The sequence below is a fragment of the Streptomyces sp. NPDC050422 genome, assembly GCF_044458665.1.
Classification (GTDB): domain Bacteria; phylum Actinomycetota; class Actinomycetes; order Streptomycetales; family Streptomycetaceae; genus Streptomyces.
Genome location: NZ_JBITIE010000030.1, coordinates 1 through 25,088, shown reverse-complemented (window position 1 = coordinate 25,088; position 25,088 = coordinate 1). Strand labels below are relative to the sequence as shown.

Genomic DNA, 25,088 nt, shown 5'->3' with positions numbered 1-25,088 from the left:
CGCGTGCGCGGACCATGTAGCACCAGCGCGGATTTCTTCATGGTGAAATTGAGCGTTGCTAATGAATCGCTCATGAATCGACGGGACCCCGGAGGCTACGGTGCTCGATCTCGCCCGGCTGCGCGCCCTGCACGCCATCTCCGTCCACGGCTCCGTCGCGCGTGCGGCCGCCGCGCTCGGCTACACCCCGTCGGCGGTCTCGCAGCAGATCACCAAGCTGGAGCGGGAGACCCGCACGACGCTGCTGGAGCGCCGGGGCCGCGGTGTCGCGCTGACCGAGGAGGCGGTCCATCTGGCCGCCGCGGCCCAGGAGTTGCTGGCGATCGTGGAGCGCGCCGAGACCTCGCTGGAGGAGCGCCGGGGGCTGCCGACGGGGCGGCTGTCGATCGGCGCGTTCGCTTCGGCGGCGCGCGGGCTGCTGCCCGGGGTGCTGGCGGAGCTGGACCGCGAGCACCCGGCGCTGGACGTGCGGCTGACCGAGGTCGACCCGCACCTCTCGGTGGACCTGGTGGCCAAGGGAGTGATCGACCTGGCCGTCGCGCACGACTGGGACATCGCCCCGCTGCCCGCTCCGGAGGGCGTGGCACAGGCGGTGATCGGGGACGACCGGTGCGATCTGCTGGTGCCCGCGGGCCACCGGCTGGCGGGCCGGGACGGGGTGCGGCGCGAGGAGTTGGCGAAGGAGCGGTGGATCTGCCAGCCGCCGGGCACGGTCTGCCACGACTGGCTCGTACGGACGCTGCGCACGGCGGGCTACGAGCCGGACATCCGCCACCTGGCCGAGGAGAACCACACCCAACTCGCCCTGCTCGCCGCCGGTCTCGGGGTGGCGATGATCCCCCGCCTGGGCCGCGGGCCGCTGCCGGAGGGGGTGGTGGCGGTGCGGATCGATCCCGTGCCGGTGCGGCGGCTGTACGCGCTGTGGCGTACGGAGGCGGCGCGACGTCCGGCGATCACGGCGGCGGTCTCGGCGCTTCAGGCACATGGGGCGGGTGTGGGGCTGCGGTAGCCACCCAGACGCTCGGAGGTGGATCACCGCGTGCGAAGACTCGCTCAAAACGGTCCGCACCCTTGACCGGAAGTTATTTTCTGGATATCCGTGATCCTTGGCAGTTTCTTTCACCACCCCCTCGTCACCACCGAGTACGGCCGAAGGAGCTCACGTGCACGACCGCACCTCCAGACGCACCCTCCTCACCGCCACCGCGGCCACCGCTGTCGCGGCGGCTGCGGGCATGGCAGTCGCCCCCGGCGCCGTCGCCGCCCAGAAGTCCGCAAGCAGCAGCCACACCTCCGCCGCCACCACCCGTCGGCTGAAGCGGATCGTCTCCCGGATGAGCGTGGAGGAGAAGGTTGGCCAGCTCTTCGTCATGCGGGTCTACGGACACTCCGCGACCGAGCCCGACCAGGCGGACATCGACGCCAACCTCGCCGAGATCGGGGTGCGTACCGCCGCCGAGATGATCGCCAAGTACCACGTGGGCGGCATCATCTACTTCGCGTGGGCGCACAACACCCGTGACCCGCACCAGATCGCCGATCTCTCCAACGGCATCCAGCGGGCCGGGCTCGCGGGGCCCAACTCGCTGCCGCTCCTCATCTCCACCGACCAGGAGCACGGCATCGTCTGCCGGGTCGGCGAGCCCGCCACGCTGATGCCGGGTGCGATGGCACTGGGCGCGGGCGGTTCGCGGTCCGACGCACGCCGGGCCGGGCAGATCGCCGGCGCCGAGCTGGCCGCGATCGGTATCTGCCAGAACTACGCCCCGGACGCGGACGTCAACGTCAACCCGGCCAACCCGGTCATCGGCGTGCGCTCCTTCGGCTCCGACCCGCAGTCCGTGGCCGGGATGGTCGCAGCCCAGGTGAAGGGGTACCAGAGCGCCGGCATCGCCTCCACGGCCAAGCACTTCCCGGGCCACGGCGACACCAGCACCGACAGCCACACCGGTCTGCCGGTGATCACCCACACCCGCGAGCAGTGGGCCGAGCTGGACGAACCGCCGTTCCGGGCGGCGATCGCGGCAGGCATCGACTCGATCATGACGGCGCACATCGTGGTGCCCGCGCTCGACCCGTCGGAGGACCCGGCGACGCTTTCCAGGCCCATCCTCACCGGCATCCTGCGCGAGGAGCTCGGCTACGACGGCGTCGTGGTCACCGACTCGCTCGGCATGGAGGGCGTGCGGACGAAGTACGGCGACGAGCGGGTGCCGGTGCTGGCACTGCAGGCGGGCGTCGACCAACTGCTCAACCCGCCGAGCCTGGAGGTGTCCTGGAACGCCCTTCTGGCGGCCGTCAAGAGCGGTGAGGTCAGTGAGGACCGGCTCGACGAATCGATCCTGCGCATCCTGCGGCTGAAGACGAAGCTGGGGCTGTTCGACGACCCGTTCGTCAGCCACCGGGGTGTGGACCGTACCGTCGGAACCCGGTCGCACCTCGCCGCCGCCGACCGGATCGCGGAGCACACCACCACACTGCTCGACAACACCGGTGCGCTGCTGCCGCTGTCGCGCCGCTCGCACAAGAACCTGCTGGTGGTGGGGGCCGATCCGGCCTCACCCTCCGGTACGACGGGGCCGCCGACCACCACCCTGGCCCAGGCGTTCAACGAGCTGGGGTACACGGCCACGGCCCTGTCCACCGGCATCACCCCGACCAGGGCGGGCATCGACGCGGCGGTGGCGGCCGCGCAGGGCAAGGACGCGGTGGTCGTGGGGACGTACAACGTCTCGGCGAGCAGTTCCCAGCGGACCCTGGTGCGCGAGCTGGCAGCGACCGGCGTCCCGGTGATCACGCTCGCGATCCGCAACCCGTACGACATCGCCCAGCTGGCCGGGACCGGGCACGCGGCGAGCCTGGCCGCGTACTCGTGGACCGACGTCGAACTGCGGGCAGCCGCCCGGGTGATCGCCGGCCGGGCCGAGCCGGAGGGGAAGCTGCCGGTTCCGGTGCAGCGCGCGGACGATCCCTCGCAGGTGCTGTACCCGGTGGGCTACGGGCTGACGTATTAGATGGTTCCCGCCCCGGCGGCGCGGCCTCCGAAGAGGCCGGCCGCCGGGGGGGGTCCCGCTACGGGCGCCTGGTGCCGAGCCGGTGCTCGGTCGTCAGGTCCTTCTTGTCGAGCCGTGCGTCGAACTTCGCGAGCGGCTTCGCCTTCGCCGGGTCCGCCTGGACGGCGGCCGGGGCGACGCCCGCCCAGCGCAGGATGGCCGCGGTGGCCGTGGCGTTCTCGGCCGCGGCGAGCCCTGCGACGTTGGAGCCGTGGTTGCCGCCGGGCACCGTGAAGACGTAGCTGTCACGGGCGCCCGCGCCGAGGCGGAAGCGCTCCGCGCCCCACGGGTCGTTCTCCCCGTAGACGTACAGCATGTGGTTGGCGTGGTGCTTCACCCACGTGTCGACGTCGCGCATCACCGAGGGCTGGAACTTCATCGGGATGGAGCGCGGCACGAAGTTGCGCGGCGGCTGGTAGCCGTAGCGGCTGAGGCCGCCGAGCCAGGGCTGCTTGATGTCGGGCGAGCCGAGCTGGGTACCCGCCTGGTAGTAGTACGGGGTGTAGTTCGCGAGGCCCTGGTCCGCGTAGGCGGAGAAGCCGGAGATCGAGTCGATCGAGTCCCAGATCGCCTGGTCGGGGGCGTTCGCGGCGTCGGCCGGGATGGAGTCGCAGTCGGCCAGCAGGCTGTACTGCCAGTATGCCCAGACGTAGTCCATGACCACGGCCTCGTAGGCCTTGTCGAGGGTGCCGACGGTGGTGAAGGTGTAGCCCTTGTCGGCGGCGTACTGCTCGTACTTCTTCTCCAGCGGCTCCCGGCGGACCAGCGCCTCGCGCTGCACGCCCTCCAGTCGGGTACGGCACTCCTTGGTGCCGACGTTGGCGAAGAACCGGTCGTACGCCGAGTCCTCCTTGTTGACCACGTCGTTGGGCGCGACATAGGCGACGACGCCGTCCATGTCCTTCGGGTAGAAGCGCTCGAAGTACGTGGCGGTCATGCCGCCCTTGGAACCGCCGGTGGTCAGCCAGTTCTTGGAGTAGATCTTCTTCAGAGCGGTGAAGACCCGGTGCTGGTCACTGGCGGCCTGCCAGATGTCGAGCTTGGACCAGTCGGCGGGCGACGGGCGCGACGGGGTGAAGAACCGGTACTCCAGCGAGACCTGGTTGCCGTCGACGATCCGGGTCGGCTCCGAGCGGCTGGGGCTGGTGGAGACGTTGTAGCCGCCGGTGTAGAAGACCGTCGGTCGGGACGTGTCCTTGTGCAGCAGGGTGATGCGCTGCTGGAACGTTCCCTTGGAAGGGTGCCGGTGGTCGATCGGCTGGGTGTAGTTGAGGACGAAGTAGCGGTATCCCGCGTACGGCTTCTCCTCGATGAGACTCATGCCCGGGATGGCCAGGATGCGGTCCTTGATGTCCGTGCTCGTACCGCTGTCACTGACCGCGGAACGGACCGCGGCCGGTTCTGCGGCGGTGGCCGCTCCGGCCGAAGCACCCGTCGCACTCACGGTGCCGATGAGCACCGCGAGCGACAGGAACCCTCTGAGCGCCTTACGCATGTACACCCTCCCCTTGATTCACAACAGACGTCGTGAACCTAGCGGGGCAATACCTGCACCACCAGACCCTGTTGCCAGGGCATGCGCGCGCGTCACCCGGTCAGCACAGGATCCAGCTCGTGGTTCCCGTCTTTCCGGCGACCGTGCCCGAGGCCCGGACGCAGCGGTTCAGCGCGTGGACGGTCACCGGTCCGGCCCGCTGGGTGAAGGAGCCGCTGTCGACGACGGGCCGGCCGCCGCGGGGCTGGATCTGTACGGACATCCGGCGGCGCTTGCCGGACTTGGACGCGACGGCGGTGGCGCAGGCGTAGGCGCGGGTCCGGTAGACGCGCAGCTCCCCCGTCGCGAACTTGACCGTCTTCGCGGGCCGTCCGGCGCACACCGAGGCGGCGTCGGCGCTGCTCGCCTCCACGCCGCCGACGACGAGCCCGAGGGCGGTCGTCAGAGCAAGGGCGAGCAGGCGGAACGGGACCCCGTGTCCCGTGCGCCCACCGTGTCTTTCGGTCCCTCTGGTCACCAGCAGCCCCATCACCTCATCGAACGCACATGCCCCTACCCCACACCTGTACGCACACACGTGTATCTGCGTACGACGCCGGAGGCCATCCGGAGGTTGCACCCGGCGCGCTCCGCGTTCCGCGCGACCGGATCGGCACACGATGGACGCCACAGGACAGAGCCGTACGAAAGGCAGGAACCGCAATGACCCGACTCCGCACCCCCGGGGGCCCTCGTGGCCGGCGCGTCATCGGCCGCACGCTGCTCGCCGCTGCTCTCCTGACCGGCATCACCGCCGTCCCGGCCGCCGCCGTCGTGCCGCAGGCCGCACCGGCCGCGGCGACGGCCCGCAGCGGACTCGCGGCCCCGGCGTACCAGCAGATCGCCCACTTCTACGGCGCCTACATCGACGCGGTCGCCACCGAGGGCGGCGGCCACCTGGCCACCTCACTGCGGGACTTCTACCTCACACCCCGTCTGCGCGCCGAGCTGGGCGACTGGGAGGCGGCCAACCACGCCGACGGTGTGCTGCGTGCCCAGAACACCCCGGCCGGCTTCCGTGTCACCGAGGGCGACAGCGGCGCCGGCCACACCTGGTCGACGGTCCGGCTCACCTGGGGATCGGCGACCGACCCCACGTACACGTATCTGAAGGTGCGCTCCGACCTGGAGACCGGGAAGATCTCCGGCATCCGGGAGTAGCGACCGCCTGACGGTCGGTCTCAGACCCCCGCCGGCTCGTCCTCCCCTATGAAGGTGCGCCACAGCACGGCGTAGTGCCCGTCCAGGGCGAGGAGTTCGTCGTGCGTGCCGTCCTCGACGACCCGGCCGTGGTCCATCACCACGACCCGGTCGGCGCGGGCGGCGGTGGTCAGGCGGTGGGCGACGACGAGCGTGGTGCGCCGGCCCGCGAGGCGGTCGGTCGCCTGGTTGACCAGGGCCTCGCTGGCGAGGTCCAGGGACGCGGTGGCCTCGTCGAGCAACAGGATGTCGGGGTCGACGAGTTCGGCGCGGGCGAGCGCGATCAGCTGACGCTGGCCGGCCGAGAGGTTGCGGCCCCGTTCGGCGACCTCGTGGAGGTAGCCGTCCTCCAGGGTGGCAATCATGTCGTGCGCGCCGACCGCCCGGGCCGCCGCCTCCACCTCGGCGTCGGTGGCCTCCGGCCGCCCGTACGCGATGGCGTCACGCAACGTGCCCGCGAAGAGGTACGCCTCCTGCGGTACGACTCCGAGCCGGTGCCGGTACGCGGTGAGCCCGAGGTCGCGCAGGTCGGTGCCGTCCGCCGTGACCCGGCCGCCCGTGGGGTCGTAGAAGCGGGCGACGAGCTTGACCAGGGTGGACTTGCCGGCACCGGTCTCACCGACGAACGCGACCGTCTGTCCGGCCGGGATGCGCAGGTCGACACCGGTGAGCGCGGCCTCCTCGCCGCCGTACACGAAGGACACGTCCTCGAAGGCGATGTCGCCGCGCAGCGAGGTGACGTCCTGCGGTGCGTCTCGGTCGGCGGTGGACGTCGGTTCCTGGAGCAGCTCCTGGATGCGGCCGAGGGAGACGGTGGCCTGCTGGTAGCCGTCGAAGACCTGGGAGAGCTGCTGCACGGGCGCGAAGAACAGGTCGATGTAGAGCAGGTAGGCGACCAGCGCACCCGTGGTGAGCGTGCCGTTGTCGACTCGGCCCGCGCCGACGATCAGTACGGCGGCGGCGGCCACCGACGACAGCAGCTGGACGAACGGGAAGTACACCGAGATCAGCCACTGGCCGCGGACCCGGGCCTCGCGGTAGTGGTCGCTGCGGGCGGCGAACCGGTCGGCGCCGTCGCGCTCGCGGCGGAAGGCCTGCACGATCCGGAGGCCGGAGACGGACTCCTGGAGGTCGGCGTTGACGACACTGATGCGCTCACGGGCCAGCTCGTACGCCTTGACGCTCTTGCGGCGGAAGAAGAACGTGCCGATGACCAGCACCGGCAGCGTCGCGAAGACGACCAGGGCCAGCTCCACGTCGAGGACCAGGAGCGCGACCATGATGCCGAAGAACGTGACGACGGAGACGAAGGCCGTGACCAGGCCGGTCTGGAGGAACGTGGACAGGGCGTCCACGTCCGTCGTCATCCGGGTCATGATGCGGCCGGTCAGCTCGCGCTCGTAGTAGTCCAGGCCGAGGCGCTGGAGCTGCGCGAAGATCTTCAGCCGCAGCGAGTAGAGCACCCGCTCGCCGGTGCGGCCGGTCATCCGGGTCTCGCCGATCTGGGCCGCCCACTGCACGAGGACGACGACGAGGCCGAAGGCGGAGGCCGCCCAGACAGCGCCGAGCGCCAGCTTGGTGACACCGTCGTCGATGCCGTTCCTGATCAGTACGGGCAGCAGCAGGCCCGCTCCGGCGTCCACGGCCACCAGCGCCAGGCTGACCAGCAGCGGCAGCCCGAAGCCGCGCAGCAGCCGACGGAGCCCGTAGGCCTCCTCGGCGTGCACGGCGCGGGCCTCGTCGACGTCCGGGGTGTCGGTCGCCGGGGGCAGGGCGTCGACCTGGGCGAGGAGCTCGGGGGTGGCGGGTGTGCCGGCGGCGTCGGTCTCGCGCGCCCCCTCCTTGCGGACCCACAGCTCGGGGGTGATGCCGCGCTCGGCATCGAACTCGGCGTCGATCTCCTCCTGGAGCGCGCGGTCGTCGGCGGGGTCCGGGGCTGCGGCCTTGACCAGGTGGCCGGGCGAGGTGCCGCCCAGCTCGTCCGGGTCGGTGAGCAGGCGCCGGTAGAGCGCGGAGCGGCGCTCCAGCTCCTCGTGGGTGCCGATGTCGGCGAGCCGGCCGTTCTCCAGGACGGCGATCCGGTCGGCGAGGCCCAGGGTGGAGCGGCGGTGGGCGATCAGCAGGGTCGTGCGGCCGGCCATGACCTGGCGGAGCGCGTCGTGGATCTCGTGCTCGACGCGGGCGTCGACGGCGGAGGTGGCGTCGTCGAGGAGGAGGAGCCGGGGGTCGGTGAGGATGGCGCGGGCGAGTGCGACGCGCTGGCGCTGGCCGCCGGAGAGGGTGAGGCCCTGCTCGCCGACCGTGGTGTCGTAGCCGTCGGGCAGTTCGGCGATGAACCGGTCGGCCTGGGCGGAGCGGGCGGCCTGTTCGATCTGTTCGTCGGTGGCGTCCGGGAACCCGTAGGCGATGTTGGAGCGGATGGTGTCGGAGAACAGGAAGCTGTCCTCCGGTACGAGTCCGATGGCGGCCCGCAGCGAGTCGAGGGTCAGTTCGCGGACGTCGTGTCCGCCGACGAGGACGGCGCCGTGCGTCACGTCGTAGAACCGGGGCAGCAGCAGCGAGACGGTGGACTTGCCGCTGCCGGACGCGCCGACGACGGCGACGGTCTCGCCGGGTTCGATGGTGAGCGAGAAGCCGTCGAGGACGGGGCGCGACTCGTCGTAGCCGAAGCGCACGTCCTCGAACTCGACGCTGGCCGGGGCGTCGGCGGGGAGCTGCTTGGTGCCGTCCTGGAGGGACGGTTCGGTGTCGATCAGCTCCAGTACGCGCTCCACACCGGCGCGGGCCTGCTGGCCGACGGTGAGGACCATGGCGAGCATCCGGACCGGGCCGACGAGCTGGGCGAGGTAGGTGGAGAACGCGACGAAGGTGCCGAGTGTGATCTCGCCGCGGGTGGCGAGCCAGCCGCCGAGGGCCAGCATCGCGACCTGGCCGAGGGCTGGAACGGCCTGGAGTGCGGGGGTGTAGCGGGAGTTCAGCCGGATGGTGCGCAGCCGGCCGGCGAAGAGCCTGCGCCCGACCTCGCGCAGCTTGCCGGTCTCCTGGTCCTCCTGCCCGAAGCCCTTGACGACGCGGACGCCGGAGACGGCCCCGTCGACGACTCCGGCGACGGCCGCGGCCTGCGACTGGGCATACCAGGTGGCGGGGAAGAGGCGGGTGCGGGAGCGGCGGGCGATGAACCAGAGGGCGGGGGCGACGGCGACGGCGATGAGGGTCAGCAGCGGCGAGAGCCACGCCATGATCACCAGGGAGATGAGGAAGAGCAGGACGTTCCCGATGGTCATCGGGAGCATGAAGAGCAGGCTCTGGATCAGCTGGAGGTCGCTGGTGGCGCGGCCGACGACCTGTCCGGTGGAGAGCTCGTCCTGGCGTCTGCCGTCGAGGCGGGTGATCGTCCCGTAGATCTCGGTCCGCAGGTCGTGCTGGACGTCGAGGGCGAGCCGGCCGCCGTAGTAGCGGCGGATGTAGGTGGAGACGTACACGAGGGCGGCCGCGACGATCAGCAGACCCGTCCAGACGGCGAGGGACCGGGTGTGGCCGACGACCACGTCGTCGATGATCACCTTGGTGACCAACGGGACGACGGCCATGACCGCCATGCCGGCGAGCGACGAACCGAGCGCCAGCAGCACGTTGCGCCGGTAGCGCCAGGCGTAACCGCACAGCCTCCGTGCCCAGCCGCGCGGCTGCCCGCCGCTTCCTTGCTCCCCTGCGTCCGACACGTGGTGCCTCCCGATCGGCCTGCTCTACCGGAAGGCACCAACGCGCTGTGCTGCGGATTTCATCCCGCTGCAACAAATACGGGACCTTCGACGTAGGTCCCGCGGACGGTCCCTACCGGGGCGTCACGGTGAGCATCCGGCCGGCCGGAGCCTCCGGAACCGGCGGGATCGCCTCCTGGAGGGCGGGGGTCACGGTGGGGGCGTCCGCCCGGTGGATGACGCGGACGGGCAGCCCGTGCATGGTGCGCGGGGTCGCGGGGGGCAGGTTCAGGTCCTTGTGCACGGCCTTGGCGACGGCCTGGATGGTGTTGACGCCGTCCGTCATCGTCTTGTTGTCCTGGGTGAGCACCGTGAGCACGTAGTCGTGGCCCTTCCCCGTGAAGGCGCCGATGCTGTGCACCCGCCAGCCGTGGGTGGCGCGCTGCAGCCAGCCGTTCTTGACCTGGACGGTGACGCCCGCCGGAGCCCCGGCGGGCGTGCCCCAGCGCTGCGAGGAGACGACCTTGCGCATCAGGCCGAGCTCGTAGGAGCGGGCGCTGTCGGTGAGCACGGAGTTCTTCGCGGTGAGCAGCGTCAGCAGTCGCTGCTCGTCCTGGGCGGTGATCTGCGTCAGCCCCCAGTAGCCGCCGGACCCGGGCACGGTGTGCGTCATCCCGGCCGCGTTGAGGAACCCGTTGACCTTGGTGACACCGAGCTGCTTCCACAGGGCGGAGGTCGCGTTGTTGTCGGACTTGGTGATCATGGCGGTACTGAGGTCGGCCTCGCGCTGCGTGAGCTTGCGGCCCTTCTTGGCGTTGTCCCAGAGCAGCGTGGCCAGCACGGTCGCCTTGACGACGCTGGCGGAGTCGTACTTCGACGTGGCCCGGAGCGTGCACGTGGTCTTCGTGGTCCGGTCGTAGAGGGCCACCGCGGTGGTCGACTTGCGCCCCTTGAGCGCGGCGGTGATGTCCTTCGACAGCTTGGCGGCGAGTCCGGCCCTCCCGGAGGTGCAGCTCGCCGTCGGCGTGGCGGCCGCGGCGGGCGCCGCTGCGACCGCCACGGGTGCGAGCACGCCGACGGCGAGCGCGGCACCGAGTGCGCCGCGGACGCGGCGGGATATGCGGGGTGTCGTCATGTGTATGGGTTTCCGTCCCCTGAGGTTCAGTAGGCGCGCCCCCCGGCGTGCCCACTGAGTTGACTCGCGGAGGGGCGGAAAGTTGTACGGGGCAGGGGTCCTGCCCCGCCGGGACGCGCCTGTGCCCGGGGCCGCGGCGGCCCCGGGGACAGGCGTGAGGCGGTCAGAGGTGCGTCGGCTCGAACATCCGCAGCAGCGCCGGGAGTACGACGACCGAGGGGCCGGCCTGCGCGAGGGCGGCGGCCAGGTCGTCGGCGAGCGTCCCGGGGCTCGTACGGACCGCGGGGACGCCGAAGGACTCGGCGAGGGCGACGAAGTCCGGGCGGGACAGTTCCGTCGCGCTGGTCTCGCCGAAGGCGTCGTTCATGTACTCGCGCAGGATGCCGTAGCCGCCGTCGTCGACGATCAGCCAGGTGACCGGCAGGTCGTACTGGCGGGCGGTGGCGAGTTCCGCGATCGAGTACATCGCGCCGCCGTCGCCGGAGACCGCGAGGACCGGTTTCGTGCGGTCGGCGGCGGCCGCGCCGATGGCCGCCGGGAAGGCGTAGCCGAGGCCGCCGGAGCCCTGGGCGGAGTGCATGGTGTTGGGGTGGCGGGCATCGAAGGCGGCCCAGGCCCAGTAGGCGAGGATCGTCATGTCCCAGAAGTTGGGGGACGTGTCGGGCAGGGCGGTCCGGATTGCGGCGAGGAGGTGCTGTTCCAGGGTGAGTTCCTGGTCGGCGATCCGGTCCCGTACCCGTCCGAGCACCGCCGTGACGCGCTCGGCGGCTGCCGGGTCCTCGCGCGGGGTGATGGCGTCGAGGAGGTCGGACAGGGCGTCGCGGGCGTCGGCGTGGATGCCGAGGGCCGGGTGGTTGGCCTCCAGCTTCCCGGCGTCGGCCTCGATCTGCACGACGCGGCCGCGCGGGGCGAACGTGCGGTAGTTCGAGGAGAGTTCACCGAGGCCGGAGCCGACGACGAGCAGGACGTCGGCGTCCTCCAGGAAGTCCGTCGTGTGCCGGTCCTCGATCCAGGACTGGAGCGAGAGCGGGTGCTCCCACGGGAAGGCGCCCTTGCCGCCGTACGTGGTGACGACGGGGGCGCCGGTCTTCTCGGCGAGGGCGCGCAGCTTGCCGGAGGCGTCGGAGCGGACGACTCCGCCGCCCGCGATGATCGCCGGGCGCTGTGCGTTCGACAGCAGATGGGCGGCGACGGCGATGAGCTCGGGGCGGGCGTGCACCTCGCGCGGGGTGGCGTCCATGGCCGTGACGACGGGCAGTGCCGTCTCGGCGGTGAGTACGTCCTCGGGGATCTCGATCCAGACCGGGCCGTGCGGGGCCGTGAGCGCGGACTCCCAGGCGGCGGCGATCGCGGACGGGATCTGCGAGGCGGTACGGACGGTGTGCACGGACTTCACGACGTCGCGGAACGACGCCTTCTGGTCGCGCAGTTCGTGCAGGTAGCCGTGGCGTCCGCCGCCCAGGCCCGCGGTCGGGATCTGGCTGGAGATCGCCAGTACGGGTGCGGAGGCGGCCGCCGCCTCCTGGAGCGCGGCGAGCGAGGTGAGCGCGCCCGGCCCGGTGGACAGGAGCAGCGGGGCGACCTCGCCGGTGATGCGCCCGTAGGCGTCGGCGGCGAAGCCCGCGTTGTTCTCGACGCGCAGGCCGACGTAGCCGAGGGAGGAGCGGCGCAGCGCGTCGAACATGCCGAGCGCGTGCTGCCCGGGCAGGCCGAAGACGGTGGTCGCGCCGAGGCCCTGGAGGGTCTCGACGACGAGGTCGCCGCCGTTGCGTCCGGGCGGGGGGTTCAGGGCGGCGGAGATCTGGGCGGGGGTGAGCTCGGGCCGCTCGTCGTGGTGGTCGTGACTCACTTCTGCCGGGCCTCCACGATCGGGTCCTGGGCCTCCGCCATCGGGTTCCGGGCCTCCGTGGCCTGGTTCCGGGCCTCCGTGGCCTGGTTCCGGGCCTCCGTGGCCTGGTTCCGGGCCTCCGTGGCCTGGTTCCGGGCCTCCGCGATCTGGCGGGTCATGATCGTCGTCAGTTCGTACGCGGTGTGCGAGGCGGCGACGGAGGTGATCTCGGCGTGGTCGTACGCGGGGGCGACCTCGACCAGGTCGGCGGAGACCAGGTGGCAGGAGGACAGCCCGCGCACGATCTCCAGGAGCTCGCGGGAGGTGAGGCCGCCGGCCTCGGGGGTGCCGGTGCCGGGGGCGTGCGCCGGGTCCAGGACGTCGATGTCGATGGAGATGTAGAGCGGCCGGTCACCGATGCGCTGCCGGAGCTGGTCGGTGATCTCGTCGACGCCGCGCCGCATGACGTCGGCGGAGGTGACGATGCCGAAGCCCATCTTGGCGTCGTCGGTGAGGTCCTGCTTGCCGTACAGCGGGCCGCGGGTGCCGACGTGTGAGAGCGCGGACGTGTCGAGGATGCCTTCCTCGACGGCCCGGCGGAACGGGGTGCCGTGGGTGTACGCGGCGCCGAAGTAGGTGTCCCACGTGTCGAGGTGCGCGTCGAAGTGGAGCAGCGCTACGGGGCCGTGCTTCTTGGCGACGGAGCGCAGCAACGGCAGCGCGATGGTGTGGTCGCCGCCGAGCGTCATCAGGCGGGCGCCGGTGGAGAGGAGGTCGTCGGCCGCGGCCTCGATCGTCTCGACAGCCTCGTTGATGTTGAAGGGGTTGGCGGCGATGTCCCCGGCGTCGGCGACCTGCGCGAGGGCGAACGGCGAGGCGTCCTGTGCCGGGTTGTACGGGCGCAGCAGGCGCGAGGCCTCCCGGATCGCGTTGCCGCCGAAGCGGGCGCCGGGCCGGTAGGAGACACCGGAGTCGAAGGGCACACCGACGACGGCGACATCCGTCGTGCCCACCTCGTCCAGGCGGGGCAGCCGGGCGAACGTCGCGGGTCCGGCGTACCGCGGGACGCGGGACGAGTCGACGGGGCCGCGCGGCGTTTCGTTGCTGCTCATGGGGCGGATGGCCTTTCCTTCGGTTCGTTCGGTTCCTTCGTGACGCGCTGCTTCGAGTGTGCCGGATCCGCCGGAACGGGACGGAAGCGCGCCTACGGGTAACGGGTACGCGTACGGGTCCGCAGACGACGCTAGGCGGCAGGGCGGCGACTCTGAAGTGTATGTTTCCTACACTCCTGCCTCACTGAACGGATGAATCATCCATGCCCGACTCCCCCGTGGGACCGCCCACCCCGCCCGAGTCCTCCGTGGGACCGCCTACCCCGCCCGTTCCGCTGGCCGGGCTGCTGGCCCTGGACGAACTCGGGCTCCGCCTGATCGCGGGGCCGGCCGACGCCGAGCTGCTGTGGGTGCACACCTCGGAGATGGCTGACCCGTACCCGTATCTGCTCGGCGGCGAGCTGCTGCTGACCGCCGGGGTGCTGCTCACGGACCCGGACACCTATGTGGCCCGGCTGGTGGAGGCGGGGGCCGCGGCACTGGGTTTCGGGGTGCGGCCGGTGCACGAGGCGGTGCCGCCGGCCCTGGTCGCCGCCTGCGACCGGCACGGGCTGCCGCTGGTGGAGGTTGATCCGGGGACGCCGTTCACCGCGATCGCCCGGGCGGTGTGGGGGCTGATGGCCGCCGCACGCCACCGCGAGCTCCGCCGGGTGACCCGGGCCCAGCAGGCCCTGGCTTCGGCGGCGGCCCGGCCGGACCCGGTCTCCGCGGTGCTGCACCAGCTCGCGGTCCGGCTGCCGGGGCGGGCGGCCCTGCTGACGGCCGACGGCGAGGAGCTGCACACGGCGGGCCGGCCACCGGCCCCTGAGGTGCGGGCCGCCCTGACCCGGCTCGCCGGGGTCCTCGCCCCGGGCACCCACCCCTCCCCCGCCTCGGCCACCGACACGGTGGGCGAGGCCCAGCTGTCGGCGTACGCACTGGGCGGAGGGCAGGGGCTCGCCCTGACCCTGGCCACGGGCCGGCGCGAGCCGGGCGACCACACCATCGCCGGGATCGCGGTCGTCCTGCTCTCGCTGCTGGCCGCCCCGCACCAGGGATCCGGCGCGGCGAACCGCTCGGCGGCGCTGGTCCGGCTGCTGCTCGGCGCGGACCCGGCGCACGTCGCACCGCTGCTGGACGGCGACGGGCGGTGGACGGTGGTGCACGCGCGCCGCGGCGACGGCGCGGCGCCGGACCCGCTCACGGCGGCCGCACTCGGTGCGGCCCTGGGCTCGGCGCTCGTGGACGCGGGCCTGGGCGGCGAGGCGGTACGGGTCCTGGTCCCGGGCGGCGGCCGGATCATCCCGCAGCCGGGCTGGACGCTCGGCGCCTCGGCCGCAGGCCCGGCCGACGCCCTGGGCGCCGCCGACACCCGGGCCGCCCGCGCGCTCGGCCGGGCGGAGGCGACCCGCGCCCCGCTGACGGTGGACGCGCCGGTTTCCGGCCTCGCCGCCCTGCTCCCGCCCGGCCCGGCCGCCGAACATGCCCGCGCCCTGCTCGCCCCCCTGACCGAACCGCTCGCCGAGACCTTGCGGTGCTGGCTCTCCCTGCACGGCAGCTGGGACCGCACGGCGGTGGCCCTGGCCGTCCACCGCAACACGGTCCGCCAGCGCATCGCGCGGTGCGGGGTGTTGCTGGGAACGGATCTCGACGACATGGACGTGCGTACGGAGTTGTGGCTCGCCCTGCGCCAGGAGTGATCCCGGACGCACCCGGCGTGCGGAGGTCCCGTTCCGGCCACCCTGATGTGTCCCGCTCATCAGCACATGACATATGTTGCAGTGGCAAAGGGGGGCCGAATGGCACGGGATTACGACAGTCAACTGCTGGAATCGGTGGGGGTACGCCGACGCCGGATGCGGGACGCGCTCCTGTTCGGCGCCCAGCGCGCGCGGCGGACTGCGGACGAACGCCTCGGGAAGGTGTTCGCGGGGATCGCGATCACGGCGGTGCTGTGCGCGGGGTGCGTGGGGTGGTCGTTCCTCCAGCACACCCTGGACAAGCAGAAGGCCGAGCAGGAGAAACAGCAGCGGCAGGCGCAGCAGTACGGGCAGCCCTCGCCGACACCCTCGGCCCCGGCCGGTTCGGCGAAGGCGACGAAGCCGGCGCAGCCGTAGGCGGCTCCTGTGCGTGTGCCGGGATTCGCCGGCTCAGGATTTCACGGGGCCGCTTCATTCCCTTGGTTCGCTTGGTTCCGTTGGTTCGCTTGGTTCGCTTGGTTCGCTTGGTTCGCTTGGTTCGCTTTGCCCAATTGGCCCGAAATTCCAGGAAATCGCGATGATAGGTTTTCGTAAGTGGTGAGTACAGCAATGACTTCCCGGGCGGAAATGAGCCGGGTGACCCTGGTCGGTGAGCGGCGGCGGGCCGACATCGTGCTGCCCTCCGACACTCCTGTCGGGCAACTCCTTCCGGACATCCTGCAGTTGCTGGACGACCGGGCCGCGGCGCGGCCGTTGACCCGGCAGTTGCTCACCGCCGACGGCTCGGCACTGCCGCACGACAGCACCCTGGCGTCGGCCGGGATCGGTGACGGCGCCGTGCTGCGGCTCGTCCGGACCCACGCCGCGCCGCCCGCGCCGGTGGTCCACGACGTCACGGACCAGGTGGCGGACAACCTCGACATGCAGGCCTGGCGCTGGCGTCCGGCCTCGCGGCGGGCCGGTGCGGGGGCGACGACGGTGGCCTTCGCGGTGATCGCCGCGCTGCTCGCCCGCCGCGAGTTCCCGCTCACCGCGCTGGCCGGCGCGCTGGCGGCCGTCACCGTCGTCCTCCTGGTGGCCGGTGCGCTCGTCGCCCGGCTCGGGCAGGGCAACCGCGGTCTGGCGACCGCGCTGCTGCTTGCCTCCAGTGGGCTCGGGATCCTCACGGCCTGGACCGCCGCCGACGCCTACGACTGGTCCGGGGCGCTCCGGCTGGCCGCCGTGGCGGGTGCGGTCACCCTGTCGCTGGCGCTGCTCGGCTTCTTCTCACCGCTGGGCCGCGGGGGCCTCATCGGTGCCATGGCCACGGCCGCCCTGACCGTGGTCTGGGAGGGCGTCGCCGCCGTCACGTCGGACCTCGCCCGGCTCGGTGCCGTGATGGCCGTGGTCTCCGTGGTCCTGCTCGGCCTGCTGCCCCGGATCGCCCTGATGGCCTCGGGGCTCACCGCGCTCGACGACCGGCGCTCGGGCGGGGTGTCCGTCAGCCGTCACGATGTCGGCAACGCGCTGGCCGCCACGCATCGCGGGCTCGCCCTCGCGACCCTCGCCACCTCGGTGTCGGCGGCCGCCGCCGGCTGGCTCCTCACCCTGGCCGACCGGCCGACCGTGTGGACCGTGCTGCTGCCCTCGCTCGTCGCGGTGGTGCTCCTGTCCCGGGCCCGGGCGTTCCCGCTGGTGGCCGAGGTGGTGGCGCTCTTCGCGGCCGCCGCGGTCCTCGTCGTCCGTCTGGTGATGCTCTGGATGGATCACGCCGGGGGCGCCGGGCCCATCGCCGTGCTGTGCGCGGCGGCGCTGCTGCCCCTGCTCGCGCTGGCGGTGGAGCCGCCGGAGCACGTACGGGTCCGGCTGCGGCGCACCGCCGACCTCGTCGAGTCCATCGGCGTGGTGGGGCTCTTCCCGCTCACCGTCGGCGTGTTCGGCATGTACGGGCAGCTGCTCAACAAGTTCTGACGACTGACACCACATGCGCGGGCGCTCCGGGCGGGGCATCGAAGCGGAGATGAAGGACAGACATGCCGAACGCCGACAACTGGCAGAGCGATGTGCTGCGCGACCTGAGCGGCAACGCCGCCCCGCAGGGCACGACGGGCCCAACGGGTACGACGGGCAGGCCGGGCACGAGGGACACCGGCGACCGGACGGCCGCGGCGCCGGCCCAGGCCCCGGCACCCGCCCCGGCGCAGGTGCCGCGCACCCCCGCCTACACGGAGAGCACCCCCTACGCGGCGCAGGGCGCCCGGCCCCTCGGCGCACCGGACTCGCGGCCCGTGGTGGACCGGGAGCTGGCCGGGGCGGCGCGGCGGCCGCAGCGGGGTGAGTCGCTCGCCGTACGGGCCTCGCGCGCACTCCGCCGAATCGTTTCTTCCTCTGCGGCGCGCGAGGTCGCCGAGATCACCCGAACCGCCGAGGTGCTTCAGCGGCCGGTGACGACCGGACGGCAGATCGCCGTCACGTCGATCCGGGGCGGCGCGGGCAAGACGACCGTCTCCGCGCTGCTCGGCACGGCGTACGCGCACTACCGCCAGGACCCGGTCCTCCTCGTCGAGGCCGATCCGGCCCTCGGCTCGCTGCCGTTGCGGCTCGGCGCCGAGACGCTGCGGTGGACCACGGCCGATCTCGCGGACATCGTGGAGCCGCAGATGTCGCTGCTCGACGTCACCGGCTACCTCGTCCAGCTCCCCGACAACGCCTGGCTGCTGCCCGGCAGCCAGGGCCGGATCGGGGCGATGCTGGACACCGCTACGTACGAACGGGTCATGGTGGCGCTGCGCCGCTACTTCAGCGTGACCGTGGTCGACTGCGAGACGCTGCCCGCCGAGGTCGCCCGGGTCGCGCTCTCGGCCTCCCAGGCCCGTGTGCTGGCCGCCCCCGCCACGCTGGACGGCGTCACGAGCACGTACGCGGTGCTGCAGTGGCTGCAGGGGCTGCCCCGTCATGTGATCGCCGGAACCGTGGTCGTCCTGTCCAGCACGGTGGCGCGGCCCGGCATCGACGTGGCGGCGGCCGCGGAACGGCTCCGGTCCACCGGTGCGAGCGTCCACGTCCTGCCCTACGACCGGCATCTGGCGGCGGGCGGGGCCCTGCGCACCGAACTGCTCGCCCGGCCGACGCGACTGGCCGCCACCCGGCTGGCGGCCGACGTGTTCGAGCTCTCCCAGAAGCGCCGGTGACCGCGATGCATCCGGCCCCGGGCCCCAGGGCGACACCGGCACCAGCACCACAGCCGATACCGAGGCCGATGACACCCCCGAGCCCCCGCACACACCACGAACCGGCCGTGAACCCCGGACGGAGCCGATGAGTACCCGCCTGATCCACCGCCCCGCCCGGACCACCCGCCCGCCGGCCGTGACCGCGCCCCGCACCATCGAGGCGCCGCCCAACCTGCCCGAGGGCAAGGCGGGCAACATCGCGATGTCGCTGCTGCCGGTCGCCGGGGTCATGTCGTCCGTCGTGATGATGACGGTCGTCCGCAACAGCCAGTTCGCCGGACTCGGCGCGATCATCCTCGTGGTCACGGTCATCGGCTCCGCGGCCCTGCTCCTCTCGCAACGCGGCAAGGCCCAGCGCACGCGCCGTACGCAGCGCGAGGCCTACCTCGCCTATGTGGAGGACCTGCGCGAGGAGTTGTCGGCCGAGGAACGCGAACGGCGGGGGCGGGCGGACGTACTGAACCCGTCGCCGTACTCCCTGTACGACATCGTGCGCGACCCGGCCCGCCTCTGGGAGCGCCGACGGGTCGACGACGACTTCCTGCGGGTACGGGTCGGCACCGGCGAGATGCCGGTGCGGGACCTGCAGATCGCCGAGCAGGGCTCGTCCGTCCTCACCCCGCCCGACCTCTTCATGCTCAACGAGGCCTCGGCCGTGGTGACCCGGTTCCGCAACGGGACCGAACTGCCGCTGACCGTCCCCCTCGACCGCGTCGGCAACGTCAGCGTCATCGGCCCCCGCGAGGACTGCCTGCGCATCGCCCGCGCCCTGCTCGTCCAGGCATCGGCCCTGCACGCGCCCGACGACGTGGCCATCGCCCTCGCGGCGCCGGGCGACCGGATAGCGGACTGGGAGTGGGCCAAGTGGCTGCCGCACCTGCTCGACCCCGAGCAGTTCGACGGCCCGGTCGCCGCCCGCCGCATCGCCCCGTCCGCACCGCAGCTGGCCCGCCGGCTCGACGCGGAGCTGCGCCGCCGGGCCTCGTACGCCGCCGAAGTCCGCCGCGGACTGGCCGGACGGGACGCACTGTCCATGAACTCCCGGCTGCTCGTGGTCACCGACGGGCACGGCGAGGACGCCGTCGACCTGCCGCGCCCCGACGACGCGGTCGGACTGCGCGAGATGGGCGTCACCGTGGTGCACCTGCTCGAACAGCGCGTGCAGGAACCAGGGCACGTCAACGTGCGCATCACCGTCGACGGCACCGACGTGACCATCGAGGACCTGCGCGAGGCCGAGCCGGTCCAGGCCCACGGCACGGTGGACGACGTCGGTGTGCCGTTCGCCGAGGGCCTGGCCCGGATGCTCGCCCCGCTGCGGCTCTCCGCCGAGTCCCTGGTGGACGCCCCGCTGTCCGGTCCGGTCGAGTTCGCCGCGATGCTCGGCATCGACGACGTGGCCCGGCTCGACCTGGACCGGCTGTGGGCGCCGCGCGGGGAACGCGCCTTCCTCCGCGTCCCCATCGGCATCAGCGACTCCCACGAACCGGTGCTCCTGGACCTCAAGGAGTCCTCCGAGCTCGGCATGGGCCCGCACGGGCTGTGCGTGGGCGCCACCGGATCCGGGAAGTCGGAGCTGCTGCGGACCCTGGTCCTCGGCCTGGTGGCCACCCATCCGCCCGAGGACCTCGCGCTCGTCCTGGTCGACTACAAGGGCGGCGCCACCTTCGCCCCGTTCGCGGACCTGCCCCATGTCGCGGGCGTCATCACCAACCTGGAGAACCAGGCGGGCCTGGTCGAGCGGGTCCACTCCTCGCTCGCAGGTGAGGTCAAGCGCCGCCAGCAGGCCCTGAAGGACGCGGGCAACGTCGCCGACATCGGGGACTACGCGGCCCTGCGCGCCGAGAAGCGCCCGGACCTCGACCCGCTGCCGCACCTCTTCGTCGTGATCGACGAGTTCGGCGAACTGCTCACCGCCAAGCCGGACTTCATCGACCTGTTCCTCTCCATCGGCCGGATCGGGCGCTCCATCGGCGTCCATCTACTGCTCTCCAGCCAGCGCATCGAGGGAGGCAAGCTCAAGGGCCTGGAGACCTACCTCTCCTACCGCCTCGGCCTGCGGACCTTCTCCGCCGACGAGTCGCGCACGGTCCTGGACACCACGGACGCCTTCCACCTGCCGCCGCTGCCCGGCTTCGGCTACCTCAAGGTCGACACCAGCCACTACGCCCGGTTCAAGGCGGGCTACGTCTCGGGCGGATACCGCGGACCCGCCCGGCGCGCCGACGAGGAGGAGACGGGGCCGCTCGCCCTGGAGTACGAGGCGTTCAACACCCTGGCCGGACCGGACAGCACGCAGCAGGACCGGGAGCCGGCGTCCCGCCGCCGCGAGACCGGCCCGACCGAACTCGGCATCATGGTCGACCAGCTGACCGGTGCCGCTCCCGGTGTACGCAGCATCTGGCTGCCTCCGCTGCCGTCCGCGATCGCGCTGGACACGGTCGCCGGTCCGCTGGACGTCGGCCCGCGCGGCATGCGCCTGGCCGGGGCACGCACGGGCAGCGGCCGGGCCGGCACACGGCAGCAGGGGCCGCTCCGGGTGCCGCTCGGCCTGCTGGACGACCCGGCCAAGCAGTGGCAGGGGCAGTGGTTCCTGGACCTGACGGTGGCCGGCGGCCACGCGGCCGTGATCGGCGGCCCGCAGTCCGGCAAGACGACGCTCCTGCGCACGCTCGTTCTCTCCCTCGCGCTGACCCACACCCCGCAGGAGGTCGGCGTCTACGGACTCGACCTGGTGGGCGGCGGCCTCCAGGCACTGGCGGACCTGCCGCACGTGGGAGGCATCGCGGGCCGCGCCGACCGGGAGCGGGCGGCCCGCACCGTCGAGGAGGTCCGCGCCATGCTCGCCGTGCGCGAGGACCTCTTCCGCGAGCACGGCATCGACTCGGTCGAGCAGCTGCGCACGCTGCACGCGGCGGGACGGCTGCCGCAGCTGGCGTCCGCCGAGATCGTGCTCGTCATCGACGGATTCGGTGCGCTGCGCGACGACTTCGACGACCTCGACGACGCGGTCGCGGACATCCTCAAGCGCGGTGGCGGGTACGGCATCCACGTCGTCGCGGGCATGCTGCGCTGGAACGACGTACGCATCGCCATCCAGTCCAACTTCGGCACCCGCGTCGAACTGCGGCTGAACGATCCCGGCGAGTCGAGCATCGAGCGCAAGCTCGCGGCGACGCTGTCGCCCGACGAGCCCGGCCGTATCCTCACCGACGGGAAGCTCTTCGCCCAGGTCGCGCTCCCCCGCACCGACGGGGCCTCGGAAACGGCGGACCTGGGTGCGGTGCTGGAGCGCGCGGCCCGCACGGTCCGCGCCACCTGGCACGGCGACGTCGCCCAGCCGGTACGGGTGCTGCCGCACATCCTGGAGCCGAAGCTGCTGCCGGGGCCGGTCGCCGAGCCGCAGCGGGTCCCGCTCGGCCTCGACCAGTCGGCGCTGGCGCCCGCCCTGCTCGACCTGTTCGGCCACGACCAGCACCTGCTGGTGCTGGGGGACAGCGAGTGCGGCAAGACGAACCTGCTGCGGACGGTCGCGCACGGCCTCGTCGACCGTTACGGCGAGGACGATCTGGTGTTCGCGGTGATGGACCCGAGGCGCTCTCTGCGCGGGGTGGTCCCGGAGGAGTTCAACGGTGGCTACGCGTACAACTCCAAGCTGTGCGCCGGGCTTTCGGCCGGGATCGCCACCGAGCTGGAGAAGCGGCTGCCCGACGAGAACGCGCGCCTGGAGGACCTGGAGCCGGGCAGCTGGGGCAAGGGCCCGCGCATCGTGGTCCTGGTCGACGACTACGACGTGCTGACGACCGCGGGCCAGTCGCCGCTGGCCGCGTTCCTCCCGTACATCCCGTCGGCGGTCGACATCGGCCTCCACTTCGTGCTGACGCGGCGCGTGGCCGGTGCGTCGCGCGGCATGTACGAGCCGCTGGTGCAGGGCCTGCGGGAGTCGGGCGCGTCGGCACTGGTGATGTCCGGCGACCGGAACGAGGGCCAGCTGTTCCCCGGGGTGTACGCGTCGCAACAGGCCCCGGGACGCGGCACGTTCATCCAGCGGGGGCGGCCGAATCGACTGGTCCAGACGGTGTACGCACCGTGAGCGACCTGATGGACATCGACCACTGCCGCCGGACGACGAAGGACGGGACGACCCCATGACGAAGGACGTCATCGCGCTCACCGCCCGCATGCCCGACCCGTGGACCGTGCTCGCGGGCCTGCTCTCGGGCGGCCCGGACAAGCTGGTGGGCACGCGGGGAGACGGTGCCGTGGTGCAGCTCTGCGATACGCAGGGGCGCCCGCTCGTCTCGGTCGAGGCGCCGCTGCTGGTCGCCGTGGAGGGCGAGGCGGAACGGCTGCTGGGGGCGACGCCGCCGCCGGTGCCGTACTGGTGGACGGAGGCCCGCGCCACCACGGGGGTCGCGGAGGCGGAACAGCTCGCGGGCACGTTCGCGACCCGGCTCACCGCGCTGGTGGGCGGCTCGGCCTGGCCGCCGGACGCCGTCGGCTCGCTCACCGTGGTGCCGACGGACGGGGTGAGCGTCGCCCCGGCACCGGCCGCCGCGCAGCCGGCCGTCGACGTGCTCACGGACAAGGTCGCCGTCGTCATCCAGGACCGCCCGGTGGTCGCGATGACGGCCTGGCTCTCGGACGCCTTCCGGGCGGCCGCCGAGGCGGGGCTGGGCCTCCAGATCGTCAGCCCGGCGGGGACCACGCTCTCCCCCGCCGTACGCGACAGCCTAGGCGGATGGCCGTCGCGCTGGATCGTCCAGGACGAACGGGACGGGTACTACGACGGTCTGACGGGCGCCGTACTGCGGTGGCAGGACGGCGCGTTCAGCCCTCCGCTCTCACCGGACGCCTCGGAGGAGGACCCGCACACCCAGGTGGCGGCCACCTACCAGGAGGTCTCGGACACGGGCGAGCGCCAGCTCGGCCTGACCTTCCGCATGGTCCACCCGGCGGACGACCGGCTGGTGCTGGGTGGCGGGCTGGAGACGGTGTGGCGGGAGCTGACGGGGAGGCCGCCGGGCGGCTGGGGCACCTCGGAACCGGCCAACCTTCCTTGGTCCCTGCGCCAGTTGACCGACGTGGCCCATCGCAGGGCGCCGGAACCGACGTGGCTCGTCGTGGTCGGCAGCCCGGACCGGCCGGCCCTCGCCACCGTACGCATCACACGTACGGAGGCGGGCGTCGAGGAGCACGTCACGATGGCGCTCGGCTACGGAAGCGGCGAGGAGGTTCCGACGGACGCCCTGCCGGCCCTCTCGGAGGCCCTCGCCACCCGGCACCGCCTCCAGTCGATGCTCGTACAACTTCGCAAAGCACGACGCGATATGGCGGTACCCGCGCGCTTCGAGGGACCGGGCGTTCCGCTGGCCTTCGTGCTCGGCGCGGAGGAAGTGCGCACCCTGCCGGGCGACCGCGCCCGCCGCACACCCCTGCCGGAGGCACCCCTCCCGCTCGGCCCGAAAACGCGCCCTGCGCTGTACTACCCGCTGCCGGGCGACCCGTCGGACCTGTCGGGGTGGCAGGACTTCGAGCGGCTGATGAGCCATCTCAAAGGGGCGCCGTGACCGCCCCGATGTCATGGCTTGGCAACAACAGCGATATGACCGATTGCTGATTGCAGTAGTGACGCATGAGTTGATAGACATGTATTCGATCAAGTAGACGTACGTCCGAGCGGGTGGGGGAAGCTGATGAAGTTCGACATGGGGGCCTCGGTCCTTTCGACGCTGATGTCGAAGTCGCAGGGTTCCAGTACCGATCTGGGCACGCTGATCCGGCAGTTGCTCACGGCGGCGCAGCCGCTGGAGGGCAAGTTCCACGGGGCGGGCAAGGTCGCGTTCGACGACTTCAAGAACCGCAGCGACGAGATCACGGCGGCGCTGAACGCCTCGCTGTCCGGAATCCTGGGCGGCCAGTCCGGGATGGACGCGGCGTTCGGCTCGGGTGACCAGGAGCAGGGTGAGAACGCGAAGACGCAGATGGCGTCGGCCAACTTCGACGCTGCCCGGTTCTCGGGCCGCTGACACCGCCTGCCCGACCGGCGGGGGGCGTGATTTCGTTCTGCGGGTTTTCGTTCTGCGGGTTTTCGTTCTGCGGGTTTTCGCATTTCAGACGGGGAGTGATGGGTGATGGCAGGAAACGCGGGCGGCACCGACCGGCGTGCGTACGACACGGGCGCGTCCACCGAGGTGCAGGGCAACATCCAGGTGGTGATCGCCCAGCTGGAGGCGGTGATCACGGCCCGGGACACGCAGGTGAAGGCGGCGATGAGCGACTTCGCGGCCGACGGCGTGGCGGACGAGTACCACGGCAAGGAACTGCGGTGGAACACGACCTCGCAGGAGGTCAAGAACATCATCCAGCTGCTGCGTTCGACGCTGGAGAAGAACGACGGCACCGCGCAGCAGACGCTGGCGCGCGCCAAGGCCGCGGTCGACAACATCGGCTGAGCGGTGTGACTCCGCCCACCGGAAGAATCGTTCCTTCCGGTGGGCGGTGGCGGTCCGGAAATCGGTACGGGTACGGGGGCGTTGGTGACGGCGTGGGACATCAAACCGCAGGGTGTGCAGGGCGGGCTGAAGGTGGTCGGCACGCATGCCGGTGATCTGGAGAAGGCGCTGACCGCGAT

17 protein-coding genes and 1 pseudogene are annotated in these 25,088 nt (G+C 72.2%); 12 read left to right on the top strand and 6 right to left on the bottom strand.

Features of this window, described 5'->3' with window-relative positions:
* The first annotated feature begins 100 nt into the window (after positions 1–100).
* Positions 101–1,009 carry a LysR family transcriptional regulator gene (locus ACIBJG_RS34730; RefSeq protein ID WP_399313771.1) on the top strand — a complete coding sequence of 303 codons (909 nt, stop codon included), beginning with the start codon at positions 101–103 and terminating at the stop codon, positions 1,007–1,009.
* Between the two features lie 154 nt (positions 1,010–1,163).
* Positions 1,164–3,014, top strand: coding sequence for a glycoside hydrolase family 3 protein (locus ACIBJG_RS34725; protein ID WP_399313769.1), 1,851 nt, complete (start codon positions 1,164–1,166; stop codon positions 3,012–3,014).
* Positions 3,015–3,072: 58 nt separating this feature from the next.
* Here ACIBJG_RS34725 and ACIBJG_RS34720 read toward each other — a convergent pair whose 3' ends face one another.
* A complete protein-coding gene (locus ACIBJG_RS34720; RefSeq protein WP_399313768.1) occupies positions 3,073–4,548 on the bottom strand; it encodes a S28 family serine protease in 1,476 nt (491 codons plus the stop codon).
* A gap of 100 nt (positions 4,549–4,648) precedes the next feature.
* A complete protein-coding gene (locus ACIBJG_RS34715; RefSeq protein WP_399313767.1) occupies positions 4,649–5,065 on the bottom strand; it encodes a hypothetical protein in 417 nt (138 codons plus the stop codon).
* A gap of 185 nt (positions 5,066–5,250) precedes the next feature.
* Here ACIBJG_RS34715 and ACIBJG_RS34710 point away from each other — a divergent pair, with 185 nt between their 5' ends.
* Positions 5,251–5,748 carry a hypothetical protein gene (locus tag ACIBJG_RS34710; RefSeq protein ID WP_399313766.1) on the top strand — a complete coding sequence of 166 codons (498 nt, stop codon included), beginning with the start codon at positions 5,251–5,253 and terminating at the stop codon, positions 5,746–5,748.
* Between the two features lie 20 nt (positions 5,749–5,768).
* Here ACIBJG_RS34710 and ACIBJG_RS34705 read toward each other — a convergent pair whose 3' ends face one another.
* The 4 genes and pseudogenes from ACIBJG_RS34705 to speB form a co-directional block, all read right to left on the bottom strand.
* On the bottom strand, positions 5,769–9,509 hold the full coding sequence (locus ACIBJG_RS34705) for an ABC transporter ATP-binding protein (RefSeq protein WP_399313764.1): 3,741 nt from the start codon (positions 9,507–9,509) through the stop codon (positions 5,769–5,771).
* Positions 9,510–9,621: 112 nt separating this feature from the next.
* Complete coding sequence (locus tag ACIBJG_RS34700) at positions 9,622–10,623, bottom strand: serine hydrolase (RefSeq protein WP_399313761.1); 1,002 nt, start codon at positions 10,621–10,623, stop codon at positions 9,622–9,624.
* Between the two features lie 163 nt (positions 10,624–10,786).
* The gene (locus ACIBJG_RS34695) at positions 10,787–12,472 is read right to left on the bottom strand and encodes a thiamine pyrophosphate-binding protein (protein WP_399313759.1); all 1,686 of its coding nucleotides are present in this window, start codon (positions 12,470–12,472) and stop codon (positions 10,787–10,789) included.
* A gap of 125 nt (positions 12,473–12,597) precedes the next feature.
* Positions 12,598–13,563, bottom strand: a pseudogene (speB, locus tag ACIBJG_RS34690) (agmatinase); the annotation flags it as partial.
* A gap of 203 nt (positions 13,564–13,766) precedes the next feature.
* On the opposite strand from speB, the gene ACIBJG_RS34685 reads away from it, so the two are divergent.
* The 9 genes from ACIBJG_RS34685 to ACIBJG_RS34645 all read left to right on the top strand — a co-directional run.
* Positions 13,767–15,242: a PucR family transcriptional regulator gene (locus tag ACIBJG_RS34685; RefSeq protein WP_399313758.1), complete on the top strand. Its 1,476-nt coding sequence runs from the start codon at positions 13,767–13,769 to the stop codon at positions 15,240–15,242.
* A gap of 99 nt (positions 15,243–15,341) precedes the next feature.
* A complete protein-coding gene (locus ACIBJG_RS34680; RefSeq protein ID WP_399313756.1) occupies positions 15,342–15,659 on the top strand; it encodes a hypothetical protein in 318 nt (105 codons plus the stop codon).
* A gap of 192 nt (positions 15,660–15,851) precedes the next feature.
* The gene (gene eccD, locus ACIBJG_RS34675) at positions 15,852–17,192 is read left to right on the top strand and encodes a type VII secretion integral membrane protein EccD (protein WP_399313754.1); all 1,341 of its coding nucleotides are present in this window, start codon (positions 15,852–15,854) and stop codon (positions 17,190–17,192) included.
* Positions 17,193–17,254: 62 nt separating this feature from the next.
* The gene (locus tag ACIBJG_RS34670) at positions 17,255–18,412 is read left to right on the top strand and encodes a MinD/ParA family protein (RefSeq protein WP_399313752.1); all 1,158 of its coding nucleotides are present in this window, start codon (positions 17,255–17,257) and stop codon (positions 18,410–18,412) included.
* Between the two features lie 127 nt (positions 18,413–18,539).
* Complete coding sequence (gene eccCa / locus ACIBJG_RS34665; RefSeq protein WP_399313751.1) at positions 18,540–22,547, top strand: type VII secretion protein EccCa; 4,008 nt, start codon at positions 18,540–18,542, stop codon at positions 22,545–22,547.
* Positions 22,548–22,602: 55 nt separating this feature from the next.
* A complete protein-coding gene (locus ACIBJG_RS34660) occupies positions 22,603–24,024 on the top strand; it encodes a DUF6177 family protein (protein WP_399313749.1) in 1,422 nt (473 codons plus the stop codon).
* 126 nt (positions 24,025–24,150) lie between these two features.
* Entirely contained in the window at positions 24,151–24,483 is a 333-nt protein-coding gene (locus ACIBJG_RS34655; RefSeq protein ID WP_399313748.1) for a hypothetical protein, read from the top strand.
* Between the two features lie 105 nt (positions 24,484–24,588).
* The gene (locus ACIBJG_RS34650; protein ID WP_399313746.1) at positions 24,589–24,909 is read left to right on the top strand and encodes a pore-forming ESAT-6 family protein; all 321 of its coding nucleotides are present in this window, start codon (positions 24,589–24,591) and stop codon (positions 24,907–24,909) included.
* Between the two features lie 84 nt (positions 24,910–24,993).
* The coding region (locus ACIBJG_RS34645) for a DUF6507 family protein (RefSeq protein WP_399313843.1) at positions 24,994–25,088 on the top strand (95 nt) is incomplete at its 3' end.

Bases quoted from the DNA above. Each gene is read 5' to 3' on its own strand.
- ACIBJG_RS34710 (WP_399313766.1), top strand. From the start codon at position 5,251: ATGACCCGACTCCGCACCCCCGGGGGCCCTCGTGGCCGGCGCGTCATC.
- ACIBJG_RS34670 (WP_399313752.1), top strand. From the start codon at position 17,255: ATGCCGAACGCCGACAACTGGCAGAGCGATGTGCTGCGCGACCTGAGC.
- ACIBJG_RS34700 (WP_399313761.1), bottom strand. From the start codon at position 10,623: ATGACGACACCCCGCATATCCCGCCGCGTCCGCGGCGCACTCGGTGCC.
- ACIBJG_RS34680 (WP_399313756.1), top strand. From the start codon at position 15,342: ATGGCACGGGATTACGACAGTCAACTGCTGGAATCGGTGGGGGTACGC.
- ACIBJG_RS34685 (WP_399313758.1), top strand. From the start codon at position 13,767: ATGCCCGACTCCCCCGTGGGACCGCCCACCCCGCCCGAGTCCTCCGTG.
- ACIBJG_RS34660 (WP_399313749.1), top strand. From the start codon at position 22,603: ATGACGAAGGACGTCATCGCGCTCACCGCCCGCATGCCCGACCCGTGG.
- eccCa (WP_399313751.1), top strand. From the start codon at position 18,540: ATGAGTACCCGCCTGATCCACCGCCCCGCCCGGACCACCCGCCCGCCG.
- eccD (WP_399313754.1), top strand. From the start codon at position 15,852: ATGACTTCCCGGGCGGAAATGAGCCGGGTGACCCTGGTCGGTGAGCGG.
- ACIBJG_RS34720 (WP_399313768.1), bottom strand. From the start codon at position 4,548: ATGCGTAAGGCGCTCAGAGGGTTCCTGTCGCTCGCGGTGCTCATCGGC.
- ACIBJG_RS34650 (WP_399313746.1), top strand. From the start codon at position 24,589: ATGGCAGGAAACGCGGGCGGCACCGACCGGCGTGCGTACGACACGGGC.
- ACIBJG_RS34655 (WP_399313748.1), top strand. From the start codon at position 24,151: ATGAAGTTCGACATGGGGGCCTCGGTCCTTTCGACGCTGATGTCGAAG.